Consider the following 14131-nt stretch of genomic DNA (forward strand, 5'->3'; position numbering starts at 1 on the left):
CGCTCAATGACGCTTGTCTGCCGTATTTGTTGGGTTTCTACGCCTTTGTCATGTGCGCTGTTTTTTAAGTTATAACAATATTAGATCTTTGCATTTCCGTTCCCTCGGTCGACTGCCTAGGATGCCGCCCAGTTGGCCGGACGCCCCGGCCGTGGACGAGGAATTGCCATGTCACTGTTGTTCAAGGCTCGAAAGCAGCTGATCGGCGCGCTGTTGGCCTCTGCCAGCACCACCGTTGCGGTGTCGGCCTGGGCCGATGCCACGCTGGACAAGGTCCAGCAGCGCGAGCGTATCGTGGTCGGGGTCATGCTTTCGGGCGGACCGTTCGGGGCGCTGGACCCGGCTACTCAGCAGCCGGTAGGCCTGAACGTCGACATGGCCCGTGACCTGGCCCGGCAACTGGGTGTGGAGGTCGAGCTGGTCTCGGTCTTGCCGGCCAACCGCGTGCAGTTCCTGCAACAGGGCAAGGTCGACCTGCTGATCGCCAACATGGAATGGAACACCGACCGCGACAAGCTGCTGGGCCATGTGCCAACACCGTTCTACAAGGTCGGCGGTACTGCCGTGGTCGCCAAGGACAGTCCGATCACCTCCTGGGCGCAGCTCAAGGACCAGCCGGTGTGCACCTCGCAGGGCAGCAGCTACACCCAGCCGCTGATCCAGCTCGGCGTGCAGCTCAAGGCGTTCAAGAGTTCGGCCGAGTCGCTGCTGGCCCTGCGCGGCAGCAACTGCGTGGCCGCCGTGCACGACGCCACGCTGATCAACCCGTTGGTGGCCAAGGGCGGCGAATGGGCCAACTACCGCGCCATCACGCCGGAACTCAACCCCGCGCCGTCAGTGATCTGGACCCGCACCGGCGAGACCGATACCCAGGCGCGCCTCGACGGCATCGTCAAGGGCTGGCACCGCAGCGGCTGGCTGATCGCGCGCGAGAAGGCCAACGCCATCACCCCGGCCTCCCCGGCGCTGGTCAGCCTGCAAGCCGAACAGCAGACCAGTGGTGGTTGAGGTCGCGACGCGACGTGCCGGCCGCGCGGTGCGCTCATGAACGCCTGGCTGCAAGGGTTCATCGACTGGACCGCACCGCTGGGCCTGGACTATGGCTTCCTGCTCGATGGCTATTCACGTAGCAGCCTGCTCGACGGCGCACTGACCACCGTGCTGCTGTGCGTGCTGTCGATCATCGGCAGCCTGTTGGTCGGCATCGGGCTGGCGGCCGCGCTGGCCAGCAGCCGGCGCTGGCTGGTGTTGCCGGCGCGGTTGTTCATCGAAGTCACTCGCAATACCCCTACGCTGGTGCAGCTGTATTGCGCTTTTCTGGTGTTGAACATGCTCCTGACCCAGGCGGTGGGCGCGGCCAACCCGCTGACGCCGTTTGCCTGGGTGGTGATTGTGATTTCCCTGCACAAGGGCGCCTTCCATGCCGAGTCCTTGCGCGCCGGCATCGAGGCGGTGCCGGCGGTGACTCTGGAGGCCGCCCGTTCGCTGGCCTTCAACCAGCGCCAGTTGCTGTGGTACGTGCAGTTGCCTCTGGCGCTGCGTTTCGCCTTGCCGGCGCTGGTCAACAACCTCATCGACCTGGTGAAGATGACCGCCGTCGGCTCGGCCATTGCCGTCAATGACATCACCTACGCCTCGATCATGATCTGGACCCAGAGCGACAACGTCATCGAGTTGATGATTCTGATCCTGAGCTTTTTCGGGCTGTTGAGTTACCTCGTCAATTTGGCCGGCCGTGCCCTGGAAGCCCGCCTGAGGATGCCCGGTTATGGCCACTGAAGTCTTTTACGCGCTCTGGCAGTGGACGCCGGCACTGGGCATGGGCCTGGTGCAGAACATCCTGATCAGCGTCACGGCCATTGCCCTGGGCACGCTGCTGGGCCTGCTGGTCGGCGCCCTGGCGTTGTCGCCGCTGGCGCCGCTGCGCGGCCTGGCACGCCTGTGGGTGCAGGTGTTTCGCAATGCTCCGTGGCTGGTGCTGATCTACTTCACCACCTACGTCTTTCCCTTCGAGGTGCAGGTGGGCGGGTATTACCTGCCGTTTCCCGACTGGCTCAAGGTCACCGTGGGCCTGGCGTTGCCGGCCAGTGCCAATGTCGCGGAAATCTTTCGCGGTGCGATCGGCTCGATTCCGAGCACGCAGTGGGAGGCGGCCCGTTCGCTGGCCTTCACCCGCGGGCAGATCTTCACCTCGATCATCCTGCCGCAGTGCTTCAAGCGCATGTTGCCGCCGTGGATGAACCTGTATGCAGTGGTGACCATGGGCACGGCGCTGGCCTCGCTGGTGGGCGTGCACGACCTGATCGACACCGCCCAGATTGCCAGCAACACCGTCAACCTGACCGGCTTCACCGTGCTGGTGTACTTCACTGTGCTGGCGCTGTTTTTCTTTTATTGCTACCCGATTTCCCGACTCACCCAACGCCTGGAGCGTCGCTATGCCTTCTGAACCCTTGATCGACCTGCGCGACGTGCACCTGGCGTTCGGCGCCAATCGTGTGCTCAAAGGCATCGACCTGCAGGTGCACAAGGGGCAGGCCGTGTCGATCATCGGCCCGTCGGGCTCGGGCAAGTCGACCATCCTGCGCTGCATCACCGGTTTGCTGCGCCCGCAACGCGGTTCGATCCGCGTCGGTGACACCGAGGTCAGCGACCTGCACACCGAGGCCCAGCTCATCGCGCTGCGCAAGCGGGTGGGGTTCGTGTTCCAGCAGTTCAACCTGTTCCCGCACCTGACGGTGCTCGAAAACCTGGTCATCGCCCCGCGCAAGGTCATGGGCCGCGAGCGTGCCGAAGCCGAGCAGCAGGCCCTGCAGTTGCTGGCCAAGGTGCGCATGGAGCACAAGGCCCATGCCTGGCCGGGCGAGTTGTCCGGCGGCCAGCAGCAGCGCGTGGCCATTGCCCGGGCGCTGGCCATGCGCCCCGAGTTGATCCTGTTCGATGAGGTGACCTCGGCGCTGGACCCGGAAACCGTCGGCGAGGTGCTGACCGTGATCCGCGAGCTGACCGAGGAGGGCATGACTTGTGTGCTGGTGACCCATGAAATGCGCTTTGCCGAAGACATCAGCGACCGGGTGTATTTCACCGAGAACGGCCTGATCGCCGAGCATGGCAGCAGCGAGCAGATCTTCCGCGACCCACAGAACGAACGCACCCGTCAGTTCTTGCAGCATGCCCTGCACGACAGCGGCCGGCGCCCGGCCAGACCGGCCCCCGATGTCCTGAGCAACCTGAGCCGCTACAGCATTTCCGTCTGACCCTGAACCCTGCCTGGCCACAAGAGAGACCGCCCATGTCCACCGAATCCGTGATCCAGCCCTTTTTGCATGCCGTGCGCGCCATCCATGCGCGCGGTGTCGACCGCGCGGCACTGGCCGACATCATCCGCCTGGTCGAAGACCTGACCACGCGCCATGACCTGTTCAACTTCGAGCGCTTCCCGGCGCCGAGCGCCGACTCGGGCGAGACCCAGTTCCGCTACCGCCTCAACGACGACGGCGAAAGCCCGACGCTGTACCTCAACTCGCTGCTGCCGGGTAAAAGCACCTTGCCGCACAACCACGAGACCTGGGCGGTGATCGTCGCCGTGCAAGGCCAGGAGCTCAACCGCGTCTATCAGCGCGCCGACGACGGGCGCGACCCGGCCCGTGCACAGCTGGTGCTCGACCGGGAGGTGGTGGTGCAACCTGGCATCCCGATCGGCTTTCTGGGCGAGGACCTGCACGGTATTCGCGTGGACGGCGAGCGGCCGACCCTGCATTTTCATCTTTACGGCCGCCCGCTGGAGTCGCTGGAAAACCGCTACGGCGTGCGCGAGGACGGCACCGTGATCAATTACAACAAATCGCAGATGTCGCCTTCGATCCAGGCGTACGGTCTCTAAACACCCACGGCAACCTTACACAGGAACCGGCACCCCCTCATGAGCCACTCTGTCACCCCTGCGCAACTCAAACGCTGGCTGTTCGACGGTCAGGAAATCGCCCTGTTCGATGTTCGCGAACACGGCCAGTACGGCGAGGCGCACCTGTTTCATGCGGTGAACCTGCCGTATAGCCGCCTGGAGCTCGACGCCCCGCGCCTGGCACCCAACCCCGGCGTGCGCCTGGTGGTTTACGACCAGGAGGGTGGCGCACTGGCGCAACGGGCGTTGCAACGCCTGCAAGCGCAAGGCTACGTCAATGGCCATTGGCTGGCGGGTGGCAGCCAGGGCTGGCAGGCGGCCGGGCATGAGCTGTTCGCCGGGGTGCACCTGCCGTCCAAGGCTTTTGGCGAACGGGTCGAACAGGCTTGCCATACGCCCCGTATCACCGCCCCGGAACTGGCCGCCTGGCAACGCGAGGGGCGGCCACTGGTGGTGCTCGACGGCCGGCCGCTGAGCGAATTTGCCAAGATGAGCATTCCCGGCGCGGTCTGTTGCCCTAACGGTGAACTGGGCCTGCGCCTGGAGGACCTGGTGAGCGACGGGCAGACACCGATTGTGATCAACTGCGCCGGGCGCACCCGCAGCATCATCGGTGCGCAAACCCTGATCAACCTGGGCATCGACAACCCGGTGTATGCGCTGGAAAACGGCACCCAAGGCTGGTTTCTGGCCGACCAGCCGCTGGACCATGGCCGCCAGGTGCATTACCCACCGCGGGACTCGCGCCCGCCGCTGGCTGGACAACTGCAACGCGCGCAGCGCCTGGCCGACCAGGCCGGTGTCCATACCGTCGACGCCGCCCAGGTGCAGGCCTGGGCACAGGACCCACAGCGCAGCCTGTTCGTGTGCGACGTGCGCACCCCCGAAGAGTTTGCCGCCGGCAGCCTGGCCGGTGCCCGGCACGCCCCGGGTGGGCAATTGATCCAGGGCACCGACCTGTACATCGGCGTGCGCAAGGCGCGGGTGGTGGTGTTCGACAGCGAGGGCGTGCGAGCGCCGATCGTGGCCAGCTGGTTGCGGCAACTGGGGCATGAAGCCTATGTGCTCAAGGACGGCCTGCACAGTGGCCTGGCCTTGCCGGCGCCCAAGGCTCTGAGCGTCGATCTGCCTGTGGCCCGGCCCGACCAGGTGCACGGCGCACGGCTGATCGATCTGCGCCCCAGCCAGCAATATTGCCAGCAACATGCACAGGGCGCCGAGTGGTCGATCCGGCCCGTGCTTGCCGAACAGGTACGCGGCGAGCGGCGGCCCTTGGTGCTGCTGGCCGACGACCCGCACGTGGCACAACTGGCCGCCAGCGAACTGCCCCCGGAACAGCGCGAAAGCGTGCGCCTGCTGACTGACTGGCAAGCGCTGGCGCAGGTGAGCGGCGATACCTCGCTGAGCCAGGCGCAGTGCATCGACTTTCTGTTTTTCGTGCACGATCGCCACGATGGCAACAAGGACGCCGCCCGCCAGTACCTGGCCTGGGAAACCGGCCTGATTGCGCAGATGACCGAAGAGGAAATCGCCAGCTTCCAGCCGTTGCCGGCCCGTGAGCCGCTGCGCACCCGGCTGATCCACGCCGGCCGGGGCGCGCAGGTCGAGGGCGGGCGGACGGTCAATCCGGCGGTCACCCGGCTCAGCACGGTGCTGTTCGACAACCTGGCGCAGATGCGCGACATCCGTTCGCGCCGCGATCAGCAGCGGGTGCTCAGCTACGGCGCGCGTGGCAACCCCACCGCCTTTGCCCTGGAAGACCTGGTCACCGAACTGGAAGGCGGCTACCGCAGCAAGCTCTTCGCCACCGGCCTGGCGGCGGTCGCGCAGACCTTTCTGGCCTATCTGCGCCCCGGCGACCATGTGTTGCTGACCGATGGCGTCTACAGCCCGGTGCGACGCCTGGCCAGCGAACTGCTGGAGCCCTTCGGCATCGAGGTGCAGTACTACCGTGCCGACGGCCGCGACCTGGCGTCGGCCTTCAAGCCCAACACGCGCATGGTCTATGCCGAGAGCCCGAGTTCCTTGCTGTATGAAATCCTTGACCTGCCGGCCATCGCCGCGCAGTGCAAGGCCCGCAACGTGCTGCTGGCGGTCGACAACACCTGGGGCGCCGGCTACCTGTGTCGGCCGCTGGCACTGGGTGCCGACATTGTCATCAGCGCACTGACCAAATACCTGGCCGGGCACAGCGATGTGGTGATGGGCTGCGTGTGCACCGTCGAGGCGGCATTTGCGCCGTTGTCACGCATGAGCGACACCCTGGGCTGCACAGTCAGCCCCGACGATGCCTGGCTGGTGCTGCGCGGCGCCCGCACCCTGGCCAGCCGCCTGGAGGTGCATGAACGCCAGGCCCTGGACATCGCCCTTTGGCTGCGGCAACGCCCGGAAGTGGCGCGGGTGTTTCACCCGGCCTTGCCGGAGCATCCTGGCCATGACCTGTGGCGGCGCGATTTCAGTGGCAGCAACGGACTGCTGTCGTTCGAACTGGCCGAGCCTGGGCCCGAGCGGCTGGCCCGGTTCATCGACAGCCTGAAGCTGTTCGGGCTCGGGGCCTCGTGGGGCGGTTATGAAAGCCTGGTGACCGTGGCCGAACTGGGCGAGCGTCAGTTCGAGACGTACCCGAGCGATGCGATCATTCGCCTGCACATCGGCCTGGAAGACCTCCACTCACTCAAGGCCGACCTCAACACCGCCTTCGCCAGCCTGGCACAGTAGGAGCGCGCTCTGCCCGCGACCGGCTGCGTTAGCAGTCGTAAATTTTCAGCGTTTCGCAGATTTCGAATACGTTCACAGTCGTAAATTTTCAGCGTTTCGCAGATTTCGAATACGTTCACAGTCGTAAATTTTCAGCGTTTCGCAGATTTTGCGAGCGCTACGCACTCGGTCGCGGGCAGAGCGCGCTCCTACAAGACCCTGTGCAGGTTAAAAATGCATTTTTTTCATATTAGGTTATGACTAAATTGCATTTCACAAGGTCACTGCTTCTCGATAGCTTATGCGAAAAGGTTTTTAGCGATTGTTGATTTATAACCGCTAATACAAAGTTCGCTATCAAGGAGACCCCTATGAGCGTCCAATTCATCGGCATGATCGGTCACCGATTGGCCTCGGAAACCCTGGCGCCGGCCGGCCCTGTTTTTGACAAGGCCTTTATTGTCGAGTCGGCCCAGGCCCATGAACAGGCCGGCTTCGACCGGGTGCTGGTCGGCTACTGGTCCGATCAACCCGACGGCTTCCTGGTCACCGCCCTGGCCGGCCAGGCCACTTCGAACATCAAGTTCCTGCTGGCCCACCGGCCGGGCTTTGTCGCGCCGACCCTGGCGGCACGCAAGCTGGCGACGCTGGACCACTTGCTCGACGGTCGCCTGGCGGTGCATGTCATCAGTGGCGGCAGCGATGCCGAGCAGCGCAAGGACGGCGACAGTCTCGATCACGACCAGCGCTATGCACGCACCGACGAGTTTCTCGACGTGGTGCGCCGGGTCTGGACCGAAACCCAGCCTTTCGACCATCAGGGTACTTTCTACCAGGCACAGAACGCCTTCTCCGCAATCAAGCCGGTGCAGCAGCCGCACCTGCCGGTGTACTTCGGCGGCTCGTCGCCGGCGGCCTTGCAGGTGGCCGGCAAGCACGCCGATGTCTTTGCCCTGTGGGGCGAGTCGCTGGAGCAGACCCGCGAGACCATTGAAAAGGTGCGTGCCGAGGCCGCCCGCCACGGCCGTGAAGTGCAGTTCAGCGTGTCGTTCCGGCCGATCATTGCCGCCACCGAAGACGCCGCCTGGGCCAAGGCCGACCAGATCCTGAGCACCGCCCGCCAGCGCCTCGAGCAGGCCGGCCCCGTGATCGCCAACAAACCGCAAAGTGTCGGTGCCCAGCGCCTGCTGGAGACCGTGGCCAAGGGCGACCGCGTCGATGAGCGGCTGTGGACCGGCATTGCCGGGCTGGTCGGCGGCGGTCATAACTCCACCGCACTGGTCGGCACCCCCGAACAGGTGGCCGATGCGTTCCTGGCCTATTACGACCTGGGCGTGACCACCTTCCTGATCCGCGGTTTCGACCCCATCGCAGACGCCCGCGACTATGGCCGCGAACTGCTGCCCCTGACCCGCGCCAGAATCGCCGCCCGCCAGGGCTGACACCCTTTCTTTCCTGAATCGACTCAGGCGTCACGAGACCGCACACGCGGATCGGGCTCCTCATCCTGGCCTTGCCGGCCCCGTGGAGACTATCGTGCGTAAACCCCTGCAACTGGCCCTTGGCCTGCTCGCTGCGGCCTTGAGCTTTTCGGCCTCGGCGCTGACCCTCACCGTCGGTGACCAGAGCTTCAACACCCGGGCCGTGATGGAAGCGGCGCAGGTGCTCGACGACCTGCCGTACACCCTGGAATTCAAGCAGTTCACTGCCGGCTCGCCGGTGGCCGAAGCACTCAACGTCGGCAGCCTCGACCTGGGCCTGCTGGGTGATGCACCGCCGTTGTTTCTGGGCGCCCTGGGCGCGCCGATCAAGGTGATCGCCGTCAGCCGGCAGAACCTCGACGGCGTGGCCATCCTGGTGGCCAAGGACTCGCCGATCCAGACCCTGGCCGACTTGCGCGGCAAGCGCGCGGCCATCTGGAAAGGCTCCTGGAGCCAGCAACTGTTGTTCACCGCCCTGGACAAGGCCGGTGTGCCGCGTGAGGCGCTGGAGGTGCGCTACCTCAGTGCACTGGACGCCTCGCATGCGCTGGACGGCGGCTCGGTGGATGTCATCGCCACTTGGGAACCCTACGTGACCCAGCAAGAACGCCAGGGTGCTCGCGTACTGGCCACCGCCAAAGACCTGATCCCGGCGCAGAGCTTCGTGGTCGCCAATGAACACGCGATCAAGGACAAGCGCGAGGCCATCGCCGACTTTCTGCAACGCCTGAAAAAGGCCCGCGACTGGGCGCAGCAAGACCCGGCGCACACCGAGCAATACGCCGACAGCTGGGCACAGCGCACCCGCGCCGACCGTGACATCGCCCGCGTCTGGTTTGCCCGCGCCAGAACCGACCTCGGCCCGCTCAACCCGGCGGTCATCGCCGGAGCCCAGCAGACCGTCGACTTCTTCAGTGGCCTGGGCCTGATCAAGTCCTACCCGGCCGCCAGCCTGTTCGATCAATCCTTCAGTGCCGCCTTGCAGGCGCCGATCACTCAGGCCGCCGCGCCCACCGCTGTGCGGGTGCAACCATGAGGCGCTGGCCGGCGCAGGTCAGCGATGCCCGTGACGTATGCGCCGGGTTGTTGTTTCTGGGCTTTGGCGCTGTGGCCCTGAGCCTGGTGGGTGACTACAGCATCGGCTCGGTGATGCGCATGGGCGCCGGTTATTTTCCCTTGCTGATCGGGGCGCTGTTGTGCGCACTGGGCGCCTTCATCCTGCTGCGTGGCCTGGCGTTTTCGGCAGAGCAGGTCGGGCTGGCCGGTTTGTTCAGCCTGCGTCCGGGGCTGTCGGTCATCGGCGCCGTGGTGGCCTTTGCCGTGTTGCTGCCCAGCCTCGGCCTGGCGCTGGCGACCCTGGCCATGACGGTGCTCAGCGGGCTGGCGCGGCGCAAGGCCAACCTCACCGAACTGACCGTGCTGGGCAGTGCGCTGGGCGGCTTCAGTGCGCTGGTGTTCGCCTGGGCCCTGGGCCTGAACGTGCCCGTGCTGCCGGTCTGAGGGGGCGATCATGGAATTGCTCGCGCACCTGAGCCTGGGGCTGGACGCCGCCTTTACCCTGCAGAACCTGCTGTACTGCCTGCTCGGCGTGACCCTCGGTACGCTGGTCGGCGTGTTACCCGGGCTGGGGCCGGTGGCGACCATCGCCATGTTGTTGCCCATTACCTACGGGCTGACGCCATCGGCGGCGCTGATCATGCTCTCGGGCATCTATTACGGTGCGCAATACGGTGGCTCGACCACCGCGATTCTGGTCAATCTGCCGGGTGAGTCGTCCTCGGTGGTCACCTGCATCGATGGCCACGCCATGGCGCGCCAGGGCCGGGCAGGGGCGGCGCTGGCCATCGCCGCCATCGGCTCGTTTGTCGCCGGCAGCCTGGCCATTCTCCTGCTGGCCGCGGCCGCCACGCCGCTGGCGGCCGCGGCCTTGCAGTTCGGCCCGGCCGATTATTTTTCGCTGATGCTGCTGGGGCTGGTGGCGGCGATCGTGCTGGCTCAGGGCGACGTGCTACGCGCCCTGGCGATGACGATTCTCGGCCTGTTGCTGGGCATGGTCGGCACCGATGTGAACTCCGGCGTCGAGCGCTTTACCTTCGGCCTGCCGCAACTGAGCGATGGCATCAGCTTCGTGGTGATCTCGATGGGCCTCTTCGGCATTGCCGAGATTATCGCCAACCTGGAACGCGACCACACCGGCCAGCAAAGCATCGCCCGGGTCGGACGCCTGTCGCCCAGCCGCGATGACTACCGCCGTTCATGGAAGCCGATCCTGCGTGGCACGGGGCTGGGGGCCTTGCTCGGCATCCTGCCCGGTGGCGGGGCGATGCTCGGCTCGTTTGCCTCGTACATGATCGAAAAGCGCCTGGCCAGGGAGCCGGCGCGCTTCGGCCAGGGCGCCATCGAAGGCGTGGCCGGCCCCGAGTCGGCCAACAACGCCGGTGCCCAGACGTCATTCATTCCGATGCTGGTCATGGGCCTGCCGTCCAATGCGGTGATGGCGCTGATGGCCGGCGCCATGATGATCCACGGCATCGTGCCCGGCCCGCAGGTGATTGAAGAGCGCCCCGAGCTGTTCTGGGGCCTGATTGTCAGCATGTGGATCGGCAACCTGCTGTTGCTAGTGCTCAACCTGCCGCTGATCGGCCTCTGGGTGCGCCTGCTGTCGGTGCCGTACCGCCTGCTGTACCCGGCGATTCTGCTGTTCTGCTGCATCGGTGTGTACAGCGTCAACAACAGCCTGTTCGACGTGCTGCTGACCGTGGGCTTCGGCCTGCTCGGCTACCTGTTCATCAAGCTGCGCTGCGAGCCGGCGCCGCTGCTGCTGGGCTACATCCTGGGGCCGATGATGGAAGAAAACCTGCGCCGCGCCATGTTGCTGTCGCGCGGCGATCCGCTGGTGTTTTTCCAGCGCCCGCTGAGCCTGACCCTGCTGATCGTGACCGCGCTGGTGGTCGCCCTGATGCTGCTGCCGCGCTTTCGCGCCACCCGCCAGGTGGCCTTCAGCGAAGACTGATTTTCTGTCCAACCCTGACTGACGAGCCGTACATGAAAAAGACTCCCCTGATCGCTGTAATTGCCGGCCTCGCCCTGGGCGCTGTCGCCAGCCTGGCCCAGGCCGGCACCTGGCCGGAACGTCCACTGACCCTGATCGTGCCGTTTCCGCCGGGCGGGGCGGCCGACACGGTCGGGCGCTATTACGCCGAACAACTGTCGACCTCACTGGGCCAGCCGGTGGTGGTGGAGAACAAACCCGGTGCTGGCACTGCGATTGCCGCCGAATACGTCGCCCGCGCCAAGCCCGATGGCTACACCCTGTCGCTGGCCACCGCCGGGCAACTGACCATCCTGCCGAACCTGCAAGGCGACCTGCGCTTCGATGCGCAGAAGGACTTCACGCCGGTGGCGGTGCTGGCCTCGGTGCCCAACGTAGTGGCGGTCAATGCCAGCAGCAAGATCCAGACCCTGCAAGAACTGATCGCCGAGGCCAAGGCCCGTCCCGGCGCGCTGACCTATTCGTCCTGCGGCAATGGCACACTGTGCCACCTGTCGGGTGAGCTGCTGAAAAACCTGGCCGGGGTCGACTTGCTGCACGTGCCCTACAAGGGCAGCGCGCCGGCGGTGACCGGCCTGCTGGGTGGGGAAGTGGACGTGGCGGTCGACACCGTCACCGTGCTGGCACCGCAGATCAAGGCCGGCAAGCTCAAGGGCCTGGTGCTCAGCAGCGCCGACCCGTCACCCTTGCTGCCGGGCGTGCCCGGTGCCCTGCAGGCCGGCCTGCCAGGCTTTGTCGCCTCCGGCTGGTTCGGCATTGTCCTGCCCAGGAATGCCCCACCGGCTGTGGTCGAGCGCCTGAGCCACGACATTCAGGTCATCGCCGCCGCCCCGCAGACCGCCGAACGCTTCGCCCAGAACGGCATCACCCTGGAGAAAAGCACCCCGGCTGAATTCGGCCAGTTGATTGCCGATGACTACCAGCGCTGGGGCGAAGTGATCCGCGCAGCGAAGGTGAAGATCGAGTAGGAGCGCGCTTGCCCGCGACCGAGTGCGCAGCGCTCGCAAAATTTGCCAGACGCCACAAATGCTGAACTGTGGACGCATTCAAAATTTATGAAACGCTGAAAATTTACGACTGCTAACGCAGCCGGTCGCGGGCAAGCGCGCTCCTACAAGGGGTTATCGTGCAGGTGTTTTGCCGGGGCGGGCGTCGGTAACAGCGCCTCAATGGCCGGCGCCTGCGCGCGTGCGTAGGCGATCTCGCCTTCGAACCAGACGTCGTAGTCCATCTCGATCAGCAGCTCGCCCCGGGTCAGCGTGGCCCAGGCGTGATCCAGCCCGCCGCCCTTTTCCAGGGTCCAGCCCTGCCCGGCAAGCCGGTCGCGCAGGGCGACCCAGTCGCTTTGGGCGATATCGAGGATTCTGATCGGGTCATGCATCAGGAGGGCACCGGGTGACAGGATCTTGCAAGCCGGCCATCACTTCGCTGGCGGTGGTCACCTGGCGAAAGTGGTGTTTCCATAATTCGATGCCCATCTTGCCTGAGCGGTCCAGCGACGAGCCCACGGTCAGGTCGGTGATCAGGGTCGGGTTGAGCCCGGCATCGAACAGGGCAAAGCCGGCGGCCAGCACGCAGGTTTCGGTCTGCATGCCGCACACCAGCACCCGCTTCACCCCCAGGCGCTTGAGGTGTGCGATGGCTTCGGGTGTCTGCCCGTAGCCGTGCTTGATGAACACTTCATCGGCCTCGATCAGGTTTTCATCCTCGGCGGCCGGGTGCCAGCCCAGTTGTTGCTGAAACGGCGTGACATGCTCGTCATGCAGCTCGACCGAGGCGATGGTGGGGAGGTTGGCGGACAAAAAGCGGATACGGTCGATCAGCCACTCCGGCGGGCTGAAGGTCGATTGCATATCGACGATAAGCAGCACCTGCTCCATGAACATCTCCAGAAAACGGTCGTTGAACGGGGGGCGAGTATAGCGTCAGCAGGCGCCGGGCCGCATTTGCATCTATGCTGCACGGGTCTTATGCCTGACTGCCACCTCTACTGAGTCACTTCAATGGGTCTTTCGACCACACCTGTCCGCCGTCCCGGTCTGCGAGCTTTGCATCTGCGTCATGCCGCGCTGCCTGTGGCACTGTTCTGCTCGGCGTGCCTGGCCGCGCCGGGGCCCATGGACATTTACCTGCCCGACGCGCCCCCGCTGACCATGACCGGACCCGAGGGGCGGCACGGCATCGTCGGCGACGCCACCCTCAAGGCTGCCCAGCGGGCGGGCATCGAGTTGAACCTGATTGTCCTGCCCTGGTCTCGCGGCCAGCGCACGGTGGAGTTCGGCCAGGACCTGCTGATCATGCCGCTGTCGCGCACCCCGGCCCGTGAGGCCAAATACACCTGGATCGCGCCGATCATGACCATGGACCGGGCGTTTTTCAGCCTGGACAAGCGGGTCGAGAGCTTCGAACAGGCGCGCCAGGCCTACCGCCGCATTGCCGTCGGCATGGGCAGCGCGCAGGAACAGAAGCTGCGCGACGAGGGCTTCAGCGACGAGCAGATCTACTCGCTGAAGATTGGCGACAACCCGGCGCAGATGCTGTTGCTGGGGCGCGTGGATGCGTGGTTCAACGGTGTACCGGAAAGCCGCTATATCTGGCGCGGCGTATCCGCCAGGCCCTTGCTGATGAGCCCGGTGCTGATGACCACCGAGCTGTACCTGGCCTGTTCGAAAACCTGCAACGAAGCGATGGTTCAGCGCCTCGCCAAGGCCGTCGAGACCCTGCGCCGCGATGGCACGCTGCAGCGGATCGCGGATCAATACCTCAAGGACTTGTAGCCCGGCGCATTACAGTATGACCGGCCGGGCGGCGATCCGCTTTAGCCGGGAAGGGCCCCGCTCACCGACGCCATGACATTGCGCGAGGCGATGCCTTGGATTTCATGATCGTGCGGACACCTGCACACATCATCCTTATTTGACTGATTGGCCGCCAGGGAACCCCACAAACCGCCCATCGACCCCGCCAGGGGCTATGCTTGTCTGGCTCCTTTGTAAA

Annotated in this window: 14 protein-coding genes; 12 read left to right on the top strand and 2 right to left on the bottom strand. The window is 65.3% G+C overall.

Translation table 11 applies throughout. The features are described 5' to 3' along the window. Positions 1–168 precede the first annotated feature (168 nt). From ASF84_RS11525 to ASF84_RS11575, 11 genes are all read left to right on the top strand, one after another. Complete coding sequence (locus tag ASF84_RS11525) at positions 169–1008, top strand: transporter substrate-binding domain-containing protein (RefSeq protein ID WP_056838380.1); 840 nt, start codon at positions 169–171, stop codon at positions 1006–1008. A gap of 36 nt (positions 1009–1044) precedes the next feature. Then, positions 1045–1779, top strand: coding sequence for an amino acid ABC transporter permease (locus tag ASF84_RS11530; protein WP_056838382.1), 735 nt, complete (start codon positions 1045–1047; stop codon positions 1777–1779). Further along, positions 1769–2449, top strand: a complete 681-nt coding sequence (locus ASF84_RS11535; RefSeq protein WP_056838384.1) for an amino acid ABC transporter permease — start codon at positions 1769–1771, stop codon at positions 2447–2449. The genes ASF84_RS11530 and ASF84_RS11535 overlap by 11 nt, the downstream gene beginning before the upstream one ends. Continuing rightward, entirely contained in the window at positions 2439–3257 is an 819-nt protein-coding gene (locus tag ASF84_RS11540) for an amino acid ABC transporter ATP-binding protein (protein ID WP_056838386.1), read from the top strand. The genes ASF84_RS11535 and ASF84_RS11540 overlap by 11 nt, the downstream gene beginning before the upstream one ends. A gap of 35 nt (positions 3258–3292) precedes the next feature. Then, on the top strand, positions 3293–3883 hold the full coding sequence (locus tag ASF84_RS11545) for a hypothetical protein (RefSeq protein WP_056838388.1): 591 nt from the start codon (positions 3293–3295) through the stop codon (positions 3881–3883). A 39-nt stretch (positions 3884–3922) separates the two neighbouring features. Then, entirely contained in the window at positions 3923–6622 is a 2700-nt protein-coding gene (metC, locus tag ASF84_RS11550; RefSeq protein ID WP_056838390.1) for a cystathionine beta-lyase, read from the top strand. Positions 6623–6972: 350 nt separating this feature from the next. Next, positions 6973–8043 carry an LLM class flavin-dependent oxidoreductase gene (locus ASF84_RS11555; RefSeq protein ID WP_056838392.1) on the top strand — a complete coding sequence of 357 codons (1071 nt, stop codon included), beginning with the start codon at positions 6973–6975 and terminating at the stop codon, positions 8041–8043. A 94-nt stretch (positions 8044–8137) separates the two neighbouring features. Then, complete coding sequence (locus ASF84_RS11560; protein WP_056838393.1) at positions 8138–9118, top strand: ABC transporter substrate-binding protein; 981 nt, start codon at positions 8138–8140, stop codon at positions 9116–9118. Beyond that, positions 9115–9582, top strand: a complete 468-nt coding sequence (locus tag ASF84_RS11565; protein ID WP_056838395.1) for a tripartite tricarboxylate transporter TctB family protein — start codon at positions 9115–9117, stop codon at positions 9580–9582. Before ASF84_RS11560 ends, ASF84_RS11565 begins: the two co-directional genes overlap by 4 nt. Before the next feature lie 10 nt (positions 9583–9592). After that, a complete protein-coding gene (locus ASF84_RS11570; protein WP_056838397.1) occupies positions 9593–11095 on the top strand; it encodes a tripartite tricarboxylate transporter permease in 1503 nt (500 codons plus the stop codon). A 32-nt stretch (positions 11096–11127) separates the two neighbouring features. Beyond that, positions 11128–12102 (top strand): Bug family tripartite tricarboxylate transporter substrate binding protein, encoded by a 975-nt coding sequence (locus ASF84_RS11575; protein WP_056838399.1) that lies wholly within the window; start codon positions 11128–11130, stop codon positions 12100–12102. A 143-nt stretch (positions 12103–12245) separates the two neighbouring features. Here ASF84_RS11575 and ASF84_RS11580 read toward each other — a convergent pair whose 3' ends face one another. After that, positions 12246–12515 carry a hypothetical protein gene (locus ASF84_RS11580; RefSeq protein ID WP_056838401.1) on the bottom strand — a complete coding sequence of 90 codons (270 nt, stop codon included), beginning with the start codon at positions 12513–12515 and terminating at the stop codon, positions 12246–12248. Further along, a complete protein-coding gene (locus ASF84_RS11585; protein WP_056838403.1) occupies positions 12508–13014 on the bottom strand; it encodes an isochorismatase family protein in 507 nt (168 codons plus the stop codon). Before ASF84_RS11585 ends, ASF84_RS11580 begins: the two co-directional genes overlap by 8 nt. A 237-nt stretch (positions 13015–13251) precedes the next feature. On the opposite strand from ASF84_RS11585, the gene ASF84_RS11590 reads away from it, so the two are divergent. Continuing rightward, positions 13252–13911, top strand: coding sequence for a substrate-binding periplasmic protein (locus tag ASF84_RS11590; RefSeq protein WP_056839065.1), 660 nt, complete (start codon positions 13252–13254; stop codon positions 13909–13911). The last annotated feature ends 220 nt before the right edge of the window (positions 13912–14131 follow it).

The sequence above is a fragment of the Pseudomonas sp. Leaf127 genome, from assembly GCF_001423155.1.
GTDB lineage: Bacteria > Pseudomonadota > Gammaproteobacteria > Pseudomonadales > Pseudomonadaceae > Aquipseudomonas > Aquipseudomonas ovata.

Coding starts and splice junctions, on each gene's coding strand:
- ASF84_RS11525 (WP_056838380.1), top strand. CDS start 169: ATGTCACTGTTGTTCAAGGCTCGAAAGCAGCTGATCGGCGCGCTGTTG.
- ASF84_RS11530 (WP_056838382.1), top strand. CDS start 1,045: ATGAACGCCTGGCTGCAAGGGTTCATCGACTGGACCGCACCGCTGGGC.
- ASF84_RS11535 (WP_056838384.1), top strand. CDS start 1,769: ATGGCCACTGAAGTCTTTTACGCGCTCTGGCAGTGGACGCCGGCACTG.
- ASF84_RS11540 (WP_056838386.1), top strand. CDS start 2,439: ATGCCTTCTGAACCCTTGATCGACCTGCGCGACGTGCACCTGGCGTTC.
- ASF84_RS11545 (WP_056838388.1), top strand. CDS start 3,293: ATGTCCACCGAATCCGTGATCCAGCCCTTTTTGCATGCCGTGCGCGCC.
- metC (WP_056838390.1), top strand. CDS start 3,923: ATGAGCCACTCTGTCACCCCTGCGCAACTCAAACGCTGGCTGTTCGAC.
- ASF84_RS11555 (WP_056838392.1), top strand. CDS start 6,973: ATGAGCGTCCAATTCATCGGCATGATCGGTCACCGATTGGCCTCGGAA.
- ASF84_RS11565 (WP_056838395.1), top strand. CDS start 9,115: ATGAGGCGCTGGCCGGCGCAGGTCAGCGATGCCCGTGACGTATGCGCC.
- ASF84_RS11570 (WP_056838397.1), top strand. CDS start 9,593: ATGGAATTGCTCGCGCACCTGAGCCTGGGGCTGGACGCCGCCTTTACC.
- ASF84_RS11575 (WP_056838399.1), top strand. CDS start 11,128: ATGAAAAAGACTCCCCTGATCGCTGTAATTGCCGGCCTCGCCCTGGGC.
- ASF84_RS11580 (WP_056838401.1), bottom strand. CDS start 12,515: ATGCATGACCCGATCAGAATCCTCGATATCGCCCAAAGCGACTGGGTC.
- ASF84_RS11585 (WP_056838403.1), bottom strand. CDS start 13,014: ATGGAGCAGGTGCTGCTTATCGTCGATATGCAATCGACCTTCAGCCCG.
- ASF84_RS11590 (WP_056839065.1), top strand. CDS start 13,252: ATGGACATTTACCTGCCCGACGCGCCCCCGCTGACCATGACCGGACCC.